Genomic DNA, 12,723 nt, shown 5'->3' with positions numbered 1-12,723 from the left:
CCGGAGGCATCTTCACCTCATCTCAACACGTACACGCCTTGGGCGGGGAATCCTCGCGGAAGGGCGACATGCGCCGCAGGGTGTCGATGACGCCGGGCAGGGTTTCGAGCACGAGATCGACATCGGCCTCGCTGGTGTAGCGCGAGAGGCTGAAGCGGATGGAGCCGTGGGCGAAGGTGAAGGGCACGCCCATGGCCCGCAGCACGTGGGACGGTTCGAGGCTGCCGGAAGTGCAGGCCGAGCCGGAACTGGCGCAGATGCCGAACTGGTCGAGCATGAGCAGGATGGCTTCGCCTTCCACGTACTTGAATGCGATGCTCGCGGTGTTGGGCAGCCGGTGTTCGGTGTCGCCATTGACGATGGTGTCCGGGACGCTCGCCAGGATGCCGCTTTCCAGGCGGTCGCGCAGCGCCCGCACACGCGTATTTTCCGCCGCGATATTCGCCTTGGCGAGCTTCATGGCCGTGGCCAGCGCGATGATGCCGGCGGTATTTTCCGTGCCGGCGCGACGGCCGCGCTCCTGGTGCCCGCCGATGAGAAACGGCCGAAACGGGGTGCCCCGGCGCACGTAGAGCACGCCCACGCCCTTGGGCGCGTGGAGCTTGTGGCCGGAGAGCGCCAGCATGTCCACGGGGAGCTTGGACAGGTCGATGTCCACCTTGCCCACGGCCTGGACGGCGTCGGTATGGAAAAGCACGCCGCGGGCCTTGCACAGCGCCGCGATCTCCGGGATGGGGAAGATCGTGCCGGTCTCGTTGTTGGCGTACATGACGGAAACGAGCGCCGTATCCTTGCGGATGGCCCTGGCCAGTTCGTCGAGATCGAGGCGGCCCTTTTCGTCCACGCCCAGGGAGGTGACCTCGTAGTCCTTTTCTTCCAGATGCCTGGCCAGGCTCAGCACGGCCGGATGCTCCACCCGGGTCGTGACCATGTGGCGCTTGTCCGGATTGGCGGCCAGGGCGCTTAGGATGGCCGTGTTGTCGGATTCCGAGCCGCAGGAGGTGAAGATGATCTCTTCGGGTGCGCAGCCGAGGACGCCGGCCACGTCGGCGCGGGCTTCCTTGAGCTTGGTGCCCACATGGCCGCCGAAGGAGTGCATGCTCGACGGGTTGCCGTACCACTGGCCGAGATAGGGCAGCATCGCCTCCACCACTTCCGGGGCCACCATGGTGGTGGCGTTGTTGTCGAGATAGACCGGATTCATTTGCCCGCCTCCCTGACCGTGATGTCGGGTTCCACAAGCTCCTGCAACCGCTTCTGCACGAATTCCGTCAGCGTCACGTTGCTGACCGGGCAGCCCTTGCAGGCCCCGTGCAGGGACACGAGCACCGTCTTGCCGTCGATGTCCACGAGTTCGATGTCGCCGCCGTCCTTTTTGAGGTTGGGGCGGATCTCTTCGTCCATGACCCGGGTCACGCGGCGCATGCGTTCGAGGTTGGTGAGCGCCTTGGCCGGCGCAGGTTCGGGGGCCGGAGCCTCGGACGCGGGACGGCCGAGCTCGTCGTCGAGGATGGCCTTGAGCTTTTCCAGGCAGTCGCCGCAACCGCCGCCGGCCTTGGTGAAGTCCGTGACCTCTTCCACGGTGGTCAGGCCGTTTTCGCGCACGGCGCGACGGATCTGGCCCTCGTAGACGCCGAAGCACTTGCACACGAGCTCGCCCTCGGGCTCGTGCGCGGGAGCCTTCTCGCCCAGGTAGTTGGCCAGGGCCGCTTCCAGGGCTTCCTGGCCCATGACCGAGCAATGCATCTTTTCCTTGGGCAGCCCGCCCAGAAATTCCGCGATATCCTTGTTGGTGAGCGCTCTCGCCTCTTCGACGGTCTTGCCCTTGAGCAGTTCCGTGAGCACGGAACTCGAGGCGATGGCCGAGGCGCAGCCGAAGGTCTGGAAGGTCGCGTCCTCGATGACGCCGGCGTCGTTGATCTTGAGGAAGAGTTTGAGCGCGTCGCCGCAGGCCAGCGACCCCACCTCGCCCACGGCATTGGCGTCGGCAAGCTCGCCCACGTTGCGGGGATGCAGAAAATGATCCCTGACCTTGTCGGTGTATTCCCACATGATGGCGTCCTCCATGCGCTTGCCCCGGCATGCCGCCGGCGGCGCGTATCCGTATGTATGCCGCATCCCGGTCCGGGAAAAGGGGGCATCCCCCACTTTTCGCATCGCCGGACAATTTCATACCATAATGAGAGGATTACCCATGTCAACCGCCCGCTTTACCCGAAATGCGCCTTGGGCTATGAAGCGCACGAGAAAAAGACGCAGGTTCGCATGCCCGACGCCGCGAGACGCCCGGGCCAATCGGCCGCGACGCCAGCCCCGCCCTGGTGTCGCGATCGCCGCCCCGGGAGAGGCGCCATGCTGCAAAAACTCGGTCTCATCGCCCTGGCCGGCGCGGCCGGCACCCTGACCCGCTACTGGATGTCCGGCTTCGTCTACGACCACTTCGGCCGAAACTTTCCCTGGGGCACGGCAATGGTCAATATCCTGGGCTGCTTCCTGTTCGGCCTCGTCTGGGAGATGGGCGAAGGCCGCATGCTCATCCGTGCGGAAACCCGGGCCATCATCCTGACCGGGTTCATGGGCGCGTTCACCACCTTTTCCACGTTCATCTTCGAGAGCGGCGGCTACCTGGAAGACGGCCGCTACCTCGCGGCCCTGGCCAACGTCGGCTTCCAGACCGTGGTCGGCTTCGGGGCGCTTTTCGCCGGGCTGATGCTCGGCCGCATGCTGTAGTCCGGGGCGCGCGAACGCGTCCCGATAAGGAACTCGTCATGGCGGAATTCACCGAAGTCGAACTGTTGCGGATCTATTGCGGCGAATCCGACCGCATCGACGGCCGGCCGGCCTATGAGGTGCTGGTAGAGCTCGCGCGACGCCACGGCGCGGCCGGGGCCACGGTCCTGCGCGGCGTGCTCGGCTTCGGGGCCGGCAGCCTGGTGCACACGGCCAAGCTGCTTCGCCTGTCCGAGGACCTGCCCATGGTGGTCGAGATCGTGGACCGGCCGGAACGCATCGAGGCGCTTCTGCCGCGCATCGAGGCCGCGGCCAAAGGCGGCTGCATCACCCGCCAGGGCATGCGCGCCCATTTCCATTGCCCGGTGCGCGTGCATGAGGTCATGGCCGCGGACGTGGCCACGGTGAAGCTTGACACGCCGCTGCCCGAGGTCGTGGACCTGCTGCTTGCGCGCGGGGTCAAGGCCGTGCCGGTCCTCGACGCCGAGGGCCGCGTGGCCGGCATCGTCACCGGCGGCGACCTGCTTACGCGCGGGGGCCTCGACGCCCGGCTCTCCCTGCAGCAATCCCTGCCCGAGGACGCCCGCCGTGAGGAGCGCGGCAAACTTTCCGGCCGCACCGCCGCCGACGTCATGACCGCGCCCGTGGCGACCATCGACCAGAAGGCCGGCCTGCGCGAGGCGGCCCGGCTCATGATCAAGAAAGGGCTCAAGCGGCTGCCGGCCGTGGACGAAGCCGGCGAGCTCGTGGGCATCGTCAGCCGTGCCGACATCCTGCGCTCGGCGGCGTCGCTCGCCCCGGCGGCCCAGGCCCTGCCACGCTTCACGGCCGGGCTTTTCCAGCTCGCGCGCGACGTGATGTTCAGCGACGTGCCCACGGCCGCGTCCGACGCGCCCCTGTCCGAAATCGTGGCGAAGATCCTGACCTCGCCGCTGCGCCGAGTGGTGGTGACGGACGCCAGCGGGAAGGTGCTCGGCATCGTGGTGGACGGCGACCTGCTTTCGCGCTGCGGGCCCGGGCGCAAGAAAGGCATCCTGCAAGCCCTGTTCGGCCTCGGCGGCGACGAGGGGGAGGCGGCCTGCCCCTCGGGCACGGCGGCCGAGGTCATGGAGCGCAACGTCAACACCGTGCCCGAGGACGCGGCGCTCATGGACGTGCTGCAAAAAATGCTGTCCTGCCGCTGCAAGCGCCTCGTGGTCGTGGACGACGATTTCCGGCTGCTCGGCATGGTGGACCGGGACGCGATCCTTCGGGTCATCGCCGGCATTTAAGCGCCGCGCGCCGGGCGATTCCCCTTTGCCAAGGCGGCCGTTTCGCGGTAATCCCCGCCTCGCCGGGCCGCAACGATTTCTCGCGCCCGATTTCCACCCCATAACCAGCAAGGAGCAACACGCATGGAGCGCACTCTTTCCATCATCAAGCCCGATGCCGTTTCCCGCAACCTGTCCGGGGCCATCCTCAAAATGATCCAGGACGCGGGACTCAAGGTCGTGGCCACGAAGATGATCCAGCTGTCCAAGGCGCAAGCCGAGGGCTTCTACGCCGTGCACAAGGAACGGCCTTTCTTCGGCAGCCTCGTGGAGTTCATGATCTCCGGCCCCGTGGTCGTCTCCATCCTCGAAGGCGACGACGCCATCGCCCGCTACCGCAAGCTCATGGGCGCGACCAACCCGGCCAACGCCGAGGAAGGCACCATCCGCAAGACCTACGCCCTGGACATCGAGAAGAACTCCGTCCACGGCTCCGACGCCCCGGAAACCGCCGCCTTCGAGACGTCCTACTTTTTCAGCGCCCTGGAAATGGTGGGTTAGGGCCATGGCCGCCGTCATCGGTTTTCTCGGCGCGGGGAACATGGGCGCGGCCATCATCGGCGGCCTCGCCGCCGTTCCCGGCGTTTCGGCCCTGGCCTACGACGTGGACGCGGCCAAAACGGACGCCCTGGCCGCAAAGGGACTTGCGCAGAAGGCAGCGTCGCCCGAAGCCCTGGCGGCGGGCAGCGACTACATCGTCCTTTGCGTCAAGCCGCAGTACCTGACCGGGGCCATGCAGGCCCTCGTCCTGGCGCTGCGCCCGGAAACCACGGTGTGCTCCATCGTCGCCGGCGTGACCGTGGCGCGGCTCAAGGAGCTCACCGGCGGGCGCTGTCCGGTGGTGCGCATCATGCCCAACACCCCGGCGCTGGTTGGCGCGGGCCAGTTCGCCCTGTGCCTGGACGACCCGGCGCTCGCCGCCGGGCAGAAGGCTTTCGTCGGAGAGCTTTTCGCCAAGCTCGGGCGCACCTACGTCCTGGAAGAGAGATTCTTCGACGCCTTCACGGGCCTTGCCGGCTCCGGCCCGGCCTACGTGCTCCACTTCATGGAAGCGCTCATCGAATCCGGCGTGTACATGGGATTTCCCCGGGACAAGGCCACGGACATCGTCATCGGGCTGTTCGCGGGAACGGCCAAGCTCGCGGCCCAGTCCGGCCTGCACCCGAGCGTGCTGCGCGAAATGGTGACTTCCCCGGCCGGGACCACCATCGAAGGACTCATGCACCTCGACCGCATGGCCGTGCGCGCGGCCATCATCGACGCGGCCGTGGCCTCACGGGACCGTTCCAGGGAACTCGGCTGAGCCTGAGCGCTCAGGATTGCCCAGCAAAAAGCCCCGCCGCGAGCACGCGACGGGGCTTTATTTATGCGTTTTCGCCAGCTGCTAGGCGGGTTTGACCACATTCGTGGCCTTGGGACCCCGCTCGCCCTGGATGATGTCGAACTGGACGGTCTCCCCCTCGCGCAGGGTGCGGAACCCCTCCCCTTCAATGGACGAATAATGGACGAAAACGTCGTCCTCGCCCTCGCGCGTGATGAAGCCGTACCCCTTCTTGTCACTGAACCACTTCACAGTGCCTTCGAATCCCATACTTCTGCCCTCCTGAAAAAATCGTACTTTAATATTTAGCACCATCGCCACGAACGCGTCAACAGAAAATCATCTTTTGCTTACTGGCATTCCCGAAAGCCTTGAATGGGACAATGGAGGCGGATGCAACAAATATCACCGTCTGTATCAACATTGTGGGATCAAGCCGGTTATTACAATAATTGTCATCGCAACAATTAGGCCGGACAACAGCACCAAGCGGCCGAGACACCTGTAACGGGCGGCATTCCAGCGCTGCCCAACCGGCCCCATTGCGGGTTTGCGTACGCGCACGCCGAAATACACGGCCTCCCCGCCCATGCCCGCGCCACACAGCCACGCCGCCGCAGCCATGGGCCAGCCGGCATTGGGGCTGGCGCTCTTTTTCGCATCCCGCCGCACGTCGGCAAAAGCGACGTCCTTGCCAAAGCCGCAGAGCCGGGCCGCAAGCCACATCGCCGCGACGGTCAGCCGGGCCGGCAGCCAGGCCAGGACATCGTCGGCCCGGGCCGCGAAGTTGCCGAGCCGTGCGTAACGCGGTGTGCGGTAGCCCCACATGGAGTCCGCGGTGCTCACGGCCTTGTAGGCCCAAAGCCCGGCCGGCCCGCCAAGGGCCAGCCAGAAAAGCGGCGCGACAAAGGCGTCGTTGGCGTTTTCCGCCACGGACTCGGCCAGGGCGCGCCACAACCCGTCGGCGTCCAGCACGGACACGTCGCGGCTGACCAGCCCCGCCACCACGTCTCGCGCGGCTTCGACCTTATTTTGTTCCAAGAATCGTGCCGCCCGGCGTCCCTCGCGCAGAAGCTGCCCCAGGGCCAGGCCGGCCCAGGCGAAATACACGCCACAAACCCAGCCCGCGGCCGGCAGGCGCGTCAACAAAAGGACAACCCCGGCGTTTGCCACCGTCACAGCGACGACGCAGGCCGCGCCAAACGCGCGGCCGCGCCCCCCCCACCGGTCCGCCAACCGGTCGCAGCCGGCATAGGCCGCGCCGATGGCCCGCACGGGATGCGGCAGCCGCGGCGGATCGCCGAGCAGCAGATCCAGGGCGACGGCCAGGGCAAGAAGGAGGGGAGGAGCGAGCGTGAAAGTAGTCAAGGGAAAGCCTCCGGCGTCCAAAGGGCTGCCGCCCCCTGGACTCCCTTAGCGATTGGAGTGCGTGATGATTGCGCCCTCGGATCCACGCTCAGGGGATTAGAATCAAAGGGAATCCACAAAAGCAAGACCACCTTCCCCCCTTTCGGGGTGGTCCAGGAGGGGCCCTCGGCCCCTCCTGGCCGCCGGAGGCATTCTTCCTTCTTCCCTTTTTCTTCTTCCCGCTTCCCGCGCTGCCCTACCCCACTCCCGGGGGTTGGCGCAGTTTCTTGGCGTAGCGGTCGAGTTCGCTCAGCACGCAGCCGCAGTACGGCTGGCGGTAGATTTCCCACTGGCGCGACAAGGCCACGCCCTCGTCCCAGTGGACGCGGAAATCCTGGTAGTGGAATGGAATGCCGTGGGCCGCGGCCCGGGCTTCGCCGAGGGAAGCAAGCAGGGCGTGGTCCTGGTATTTGCTGTAGAGCAGCGACGAGGAGAAGGCGTCGCAGCCGAGCGCAGCCGCCGTGGCCGCGGCCCGATCAAGGCGCTCCTCCCAGCACGGGGCGCAGCGCCCTGCCGGATCGGCCAGGGAGCGGCGCATGTGCGGCAGCGGATCGTAGGCGTCGAAGCGCACGTCCACGTCCAGAATGCCGCCCACCTTGGCCGCGCCCTCGCGCCGCCGGACGTATTCCATGGCCGGCTGGACGTTGGGGTTGAAAAAAAGCCCAATGACCGTGCAGCCGGCCTCCTTGAGGCGCAGGATGGGCGCGATGGCGCAGGGACCGCAGCAGATATGCAGCAGAATCCGTTTGCCCATGGCGCTACAGCGGAGCGATGACGATCGTCTTCTTGAATTCCTCTTCCATGGCCGTAAGCCGGGTCCGCTTGTGGTTGAGCAGGTACAGGGCCAGTTCCTCGCCCACCCTGGCCGTGACGGTCTCCTGGCCGGAATCCTTACGCATCTGGCGGTAGATGTCCTTGAGCACGGTCAGCGCCTGCCATTCGTGGTTGCGGCGCTGTCCCGAACCCCGGCAGAAGGGGCAGGGCTCGGAGGTGATGGAAAGGGCCGAGGAGCCCAGGCGCTGGCGCACGATTTCGAGCAGCCCGAAGCGCGAAATGCGGCCCACGTCCGTGCGCGCCCGGTCGTTTTTAAACGCCGCGCGCAGGGTCTTTTCCACCTCGGCCACGTGCTTGCGGTCCTTCATCTCGATGAAGTCGATGACCACCTGGCCGCCGATGTCGCGCAGGCGCAGCTGGCGCGCCGCTTCCTCGGCCGCCTCGACATTGGTCTTGAGCGCCATCTCGCGGAAATTCGATTCGCCGCCGATCTTGCCGGAGTTGATGTCCACGGCGGTCAGGGCCTCGGCGTGGTCGAAGACCAGCACGCCTCCGCTCGGCAGGGTCACCTCGCGGCCGTAGAGCTGCTCGATCTGCTTGCGCAGGTTGAAGCGGTCCCAAAGGGGCACGTCCATGTCCGTGTGCTGTTTGACGATGCCGGGGCGGCGCGGATAGACCAGCGCGGCCATTTCGGCCACGCGGTCGGCCGTTTCGGGCTCGTCCACCCAGATTTCGCCCACTTCGTCGGTGAGGTAGTCGCGCACGGCCCGGGAGGAGAGATCAAGCTCCTGGTAGATCAGGCTCGGGTTGTCGGCGGTGGTGCCGCGCTGGCGCACGTCCTTCCACAGGCGCTTGAGGTAGGAGAGGTCGCGCTCGAGCGACGTCTTGGACTGGGACAGGGCGGCGGTGCGCACGATGATGCCGAGGCCCTCGTCGAGCTTGAGCCCGGAAATGGCCTCCTTGAGGCGCTTGCGCTCGGTCTCGTCCTCGATCTTGCGCGACACGCCGCGCTGCTCGCGGCCCGGGGTGAGCACGAAATAGCGGCCCGGCAGCGACAGGTAGGTGGTCAGGAACGCGCCCTTGTGGCCCGTGGGTTCCTTGACGACCTGGACGAGCAGCTCCTGGCCCTTTTTGAGCGCCTTCTGGATGGGCGGATATTTGGGGCGGCGCTCGCCGGTGTGGACGACCTGGTAATATTCGGGATGGACCTCGTCGATCTGCAAAAAGCCGTTGCGTTCCGCGCCGTAATTTATGAACGCGGCCTGAAGGGCGGGATCGATATTATGGATCTTGCCCTTGTAGATATGGCCCCGCGTCTTGGCCTGGTGGACCATCTCCACGTAGTATTCGATCAGCATGCCGTCTTCGGCCACGGCCACTTCGACCTGCTCTCCGGGCAGCACGCTGATGAACATCTTCTGTTTGCGTTTGTTTCCTCTGCTCATGGGCAAAAAGCTCCCTGCCGCCGGCGCGGTCGCGCCGGGGCGAAAAGTGTTTTCCGGCTAGCCGGAATAGAAAATTTCCCGTCCTTCCTGCCGCCGGCGCACCGCGCCGCCCTGTTCCAGGGCGTCGAGGGCCGCCTGCACGGCATCACGGGGTTGCCCCAGGGCGGCGGCCAACACGGCGACCGTCTGGGGGCGACGACGCACCGAGGCGGCAATGGCCGCGGCGAGGGCGTCCGGCCGGCGGGCCGCCAGGGCGGCGGGGCCATGGCCCTCGCCCGTCCCGGACGTCCGCGAAGCATCCCGGCCATCCGCTGCCGCGACAAGAGATTGCGCGGCGGGACAAAGGGCCTCGCGAAACCGGGCCAGCACGGCCTTGGAAACGGCCGTGGCCCCGGCATGGGCTCCCGGGCGCGAGAGGGTGACGACATCGACCCGGGTGGGGGCAAGCTCCCGGCAAAACGTCCGCAACGCTTCGAGGTTCTCCTCGGAATCGTTGACGCCGGCAGCGAGCAGCACTTCAAGAAATAGGGACCCCTGGTAGCCGGCGCGAAAATCGAGCAGGCCCTGACGCAGCGCGTCCAGGCCCACGGCTGCGTGGGGGCGGTTGAGGCGCGCGTATTCGGCCGTTACCAATGTGTCCATGGACGGCAGGACGATGTCGGCCAGATTGCACGCGGCCCGCACGTCCGGGTCGGACAGCAGGCTCGAATTGGTCAGCACGGCCACGGGGACGTCGGGAAAAATTTCCTTGGCTCCGGCGATGACGGCGTCGCATTCGCTGTTGAGCGTCGGCTCGCCGAGCCCGCCCAGCGTGACGACGTCGGGGGCATCGTTGCCGTCGGCCTTCCAGTCCGCAAGCTCCGCGAGGATCTTCGCCGCCGGGACGTAGGGCTTGCGGGCCACGGTCAGCGCATCGGTCGGACCGGCCTCGCAGTACAGGCAGTCGAACGTGCAAATCCTTGCGCCGAGCAGGTCGAGACCCAGCGACAATCCGAGGCGGCCCGAGGCAACGGGACCGAAAACATAGCGTAGGGCGTCCGTGGCGCGATCCTCCTTGTCGCGTCGCAGCGGCTTGACAGGCCGGCCCCGCGCGGGGACAAGGGCCGTCATCAAGCGAACCGGAGCATACCGTGAAACAGGGCGATTTGATACTTCTGGTCTCTCCCAAGGGCAAGCGATATCTGCGGCGTTTCGAGCCGGACCTCGTGCTGCACACCCAGGAAGGCATGATCCGCTTCGCCGACGTGGCCCAGGCCGGCTGCGGCGGCGCGGTGACCACGCACCTCGGCCACGCCTTCCGCATCCTGCGCCCCTCCACCTACGACCTGGTCAAGGGCGTCAAGCGCTCGACCCAGATCATGTACCCCAAGGAAATCGGCTATATCCTGCTCAAGCTCGGCATCGGCCCTGGCGTGCGGGTCGTGGAAGCCGGCAGCGGCTCCGGGGGGTTGACGCTGGCCCTGGCCTGGCATGTGGGCGAGACGGGCCGGGTCTACACCTTCGAGCGGCGGCAGGAATTCTACGACCTGTCCGGGGAAAATCTCGACGCCGTGGGCCTGTCGGGCCAGGTCAGCCGCTTCCATCACGATATCGCCACGGGCTTTATTCCAGAATGCCGCATTCCCGGCGACCCCGCAACCGACCCGACCGGTGCCGACGCGCTCTTCCTCGACGTGCGCACGCCCTGGGACTACCTGGACGGGGCCGCCGTGGTGGTGCGGCCGGGTGCGCCGGTGGGATTTCTGCTGCCCACGGTCAACCAGATCAGCGAACTGTTGGCGGCCCTGGAATCGTCGCCCTTCGAGGACGTCGAGGTGCTCGAGATCCTGGTGCGCCGCTACAAGCCCGTGCCCGAGCGCCTGCGCCCCGAGGACCGCATGGTCGCGCATACGGGGTTCCTGGTCTTCGCCCGCCACGCCGGCACGGACGTCTACCGCCGCCCCGCTCCGCTGCCGCCGGCGCCGGCGGGTCTGGTCATCCCGGAGTGCGACGCCCCGGACGATTCGGAAACGACGCACGAAAAAGAACCCGCCGATTGACCTCGGCCAGGGCAAGGGCTAATGCTTACTACCATGCCCCATCGTGCGTTCAACGCCGAAGCCCCTCGCGCGCTCAAGCGCCTGCTCGACCCCCTGACGCTTCTGCTCGGCGTGCCGACGGCGGTGCAGACCTCGCTTGACGCGCCGGCCTGGCCCGATCCCGGGCGCGAGGCCCACATCGTCCTGCACCGGGAATTCGCCGAGCACGGCCCTTGTCCCCTGCTGCATGAGGAGGCGGCGCTGCCCATGGACGGGAGCGCGCCGACGGTCCTCTGCCCCCTGGGCCTGACCGTGCGCCGCTTCGCCCTGCCCCTCGGCCAGGGGCGCACGGGCCTGTTGACCATCGGCCCCTATTTCAAGACCCCGCAGGAGCGGCAGGCGCTTGCGCAGCGCTCCATGGCCGCGGACGCCGCCCTGGCCGTGCTGCCCTGCGTGCCCGCCGACCGCCACGGACTGCTCAAAAACTTCTACCGGGAATTCGCCGCCTTCGCCGGCACGGCCGCCGCGGCCGGCGCGGTCAAAGAGACTTTCCTCGCCAACATGAGCCATGAGTTGCGCACGCCCCTAAACGGCATCATGGGCATGCTGTCGCTGCTGCTCCAGGGCGAGCTGCCCGACCGCCAGCGCCAGTTCCTGGAACTGGCCATGGACGCCTCCAACCAGCTCCTCGGCGTGGTCAACGACCTGCTGGAGATGAACAACATCGCCACAGGGCGGCTGGAGCTGGCCGACGAGCCGTTTTTCCTGCGCCGGGGTCTGGCCCCGCTTTTTTCCGCCTGCGCCGAGGATGCCGCGCGCCGGGGGCTTACATTTTCCGCCACCGTCGACGACGACGTCCCGGACGCCCTCTCCGGCGACCTCGCCCGGCTGCGCCAAGTGCTGCTCAACCTCATCGGCAACGCCGTCAAATTCACCCAGGAGGGCTCGGTGCGCGTCCACATCGCCCGGGACGCGTCGCCAAAGGGGCAAGAAGACGTCGCCCTGCGCTGCCGCGTGCGCGACACCGGCGTCGGCATCCCTGCGGAAAAGCAGCAGCTCATTTTCGAACGTTTCGCCATCGGCGAGAATTTCCTGAACAAACGCCACGCCGCCACAGGACTCGGACTGTCCATTTCCAAGGAAATCGTCGAAAAGATGGGCGGAAGATTGAGCCTCGCCAGCGCCCCCGGGGAAGGCAGCGAATTCACCTTCACCGCCCAGCTGCGCCTGTCCGAACCGGTCCGGCCCACGTTCTTCGCCTGCCAGGGCGCGGTCATCGCCTGCGCCGAGGACGAACCCGTAAGCCAGCTGCTCATGCGCAGCATCCTGGAAGACCAGGGCTACGTGGCGCTCGTGGCCGACTCCGCCCTCAAGCTGCTCGACGTCCTCGCCGGTTCGCGCGTGGACATGGTGCTCATGGACATGCAACTGCCCGAGGGCGGCGGCCTGGAATTGGCCGGGCGCATCCGCGCGGGCGCGGGCGCCGCGACCCCGGCGGACGTTCCCATCCTCGGCCTGTCCACGGCGACCTCGGCAGAAGAGCACGAGAAATGGCGCGCCGCGGGCATAAGCGGGCACATCCTCAAGCCCGTCACCCGGCAACGGCTCCTGGATGCCGTCTCCCAAGCCCTTGCGCGGAGCCGCTCCACAAGCAACTTGAAATCCGAACAAGCCTAGGCTATAAAGCCTCTCTTTTTCCCGCCACGGGATTTTGCCTC

At 66.9% G+C, this 12,723-nt stretch carries 13 protein-coding genes; 6 read left to right on the top strand and 7 right to left on the bottom strand.

Features of this window, described 5'->3' with window-relative positions:
• Positions 1-22 precede the first annotated feature (22 nt).
• Positions 23-1,204, bottom strand: a complete 1,182-nt coding sequence (nifS, locus tag Q368_RS0108595; RefSeq protein WP_029458659.1) for a cysteine desulfurase NifS — start codon at positions 1,202-1,204, stop codon at positions 23-25.
• Positions 1,201-2,052 (bottom strand): Fe-S cluster assembly protein NifU, encoded by an 852-nt coding sequence (gene nifU, locus Q368_RS0108590; RefSeq protein ID WP_029458658.1) that lies wholly within the window; start codon positions 2,050-2,052, stop codon positions 1,201-1,203. Before nifU ends, nifS begins: the two co-directional genes overlap by 4 nt.
• Positions 2,053-2,352: 300 nt before the next feature.
• Here nifU and Q368_RS0108585 point away from each other — a divergent pair, with 300 nt between their 5' ends.
• The 4 genes from Q368_RS0108585 to proC all read left to right on the top strand — a co-directional run bounded on the left by Q368_RS0108585 (position 2,353) and on the right by proC (position 5,343).
• On the top strand, positions 2,353-2,730 hold the full coding sequence (locus Q368_RS0108585) for a fluoride efflux transporter FluC (protein ID WP_029458657.1): 378 nt from the start codon (positions 2,353-2,355) through the stop codon (positions 2,728-2,730).
• Between the two features lie 38 nt (positions 2,731-2,768).
• Entirely contained in the window at positions 2,769-4,001 is a 1,233-nt protein-coding gene (locus tag Q368_RS0108580) for a DUF190 domain-containing protein (RefSeq protein ID WP_029458656.1), read from the top strand.
• 123 nt (positions 4,002-4,124) lie between these two features.
• Positions 4,125-4,541, top strand: coding sequence for a nucleoside-diphosphate kinase (gene ndk / locus Q368_RS0108575; protein WP_029458655.1), 417 nt, complete (start codon positions 4,125-4,127; stop codon positions 4,539-4,541).
• 4 nt (positions 4,542-4,545) lie between these two features.
• Positions 4,546-5,343, top strand: a complete 798-nt coding sequence (gene proC, locus Q368_RS0108570) for a pyrroline-5-carboxylate reductase (RefSeq protein ID WP_029458654.1) — start codon at positions 4,546-4,548, stop codon at positions 5,341-5,343.
• An 81-nt stretch (positions 5,344-5,424) separates the two neighbouring features.
• On the opposite strand, the gene Q368_RS0108565 is transcribed toward proC, so the two are convergent.
• The 5 genes from Q368_RS0108565 to Q368_RS0108545 all read right to left on the bottom strand — a co-directional run bounded on the left by Q368_RS0108565 (position 5,425) and on the right by Q368_RS0108545 (position 10,097).
• Positions 5,425-5,631: a cold shock domain-containing protein gene (locus Q368_RS0108565; protein ID WP_029458653.1), complete on the bottom strand. Its 207-nt coding sequence runs from the start codon at positions 5,629-5,631 to the stop codon at positions 5,425-5,427.
• 147 nt (positions 5,632-5,778) lie between these two features.
• Positions 5,779-6,729 (bottom strand): adenosylcobinamide-phosphate synthase CbiB, encoded by a 951-nt coding sequence (gene cbiB / locus Q368_RS0108560; RefSeq protein ID WP_029458652.1) that lies wholly within the window; start codon positions 6,727-6,729, stop codon positions 5,779-5,781.
• Positions 6,730-6,964: 235 nt separating this feature from the next.
• Positions 6,965-7,522 (bottom strand): epoxyqueuosine reductase QueH, encoded by a 558-nt coding sequence (locus Q368_RS0108555; protein ID WP_029458651.1) that lies wholly within the window; start codon positions 7,520-7,522, stop codon positions 6,965-6,967.
• Positions 7,523-7,526: 4 nt separating this feature from the next.
• Complete coding sequence (locus Q368_RS0108550; RefSeq protein ID WP_029458650.1) at positions 7,527-8,987, bottom strand: Rne/Rng family ribonuclease; 1,461 nt, start codon at positions 8,985-8,987, stop codon at positions 7,527-7,529.
• A gap of 57 nt (positions 8,988-9,044) precedes the next feature.
• Entirely contained in the window at positions 9,045-10,097 is a 1,053-nt protein-coding gene (locus tag Q368_RS0108545; RefSeq protein ID WP_052360082.1) for a radical SAM protein, read from the bottom strand.
• Positions 10,098-10,117: 20 nt separating this feature from the next.
• On the opposite strand from Q368_RS0108545, the gene Q368_RS0108540 reads away from it, so the two are divergent.
• Both Q368_RS0108540 and Q368_RS0108535 read left to right on the top strand, forming a co-directional pair.
• The gene (locus Q368_RS0108540) at positions 10,118-11,026 is read left to right on the top strand and encodes a tRNA (adenine-N1)-methyltransferase (protein ID WP_029458647.1); all 909 of its coding nucleotides are present in this window, start codon (positions 10,118-10,120) and stop codon (positions 11,024-11,026) included.
• Between the two features lie 21 nt (positions 11,027-11,047).
• Complete coding sequence (locus tag Q368_RS0108535; RefSeq protein ID WP_245611303.1) at positions 11,048-12,682, top strand: ATP-binding protein; 1,635 nt, start codon at positions 11,048-11,050, stop codon at positions 12,680-12,682.
• Positions 12,683-12,723 lie beyond the last annotated feature (41 nt).

Origin of the sequence: Solidesulfovibrio alcoholivorans DSM 5433 (genome assembly GCF_000702665.1) — a bacterium.
In the GTDB taxonomy this organism is placed as follows: Bacteria; Desulfobacterota; Desulfovibrionia; order Desulfovibrionales; family Desulfovibrionaceae; genus Solidesulfovibrio; species Solidesulfovibrio alcoholivorans.
The sequence above is the reverse complement of the archived record's forward strand: the minus strand, read 5'-3'. Positions and strand labels throughout refer to the sequence as shown.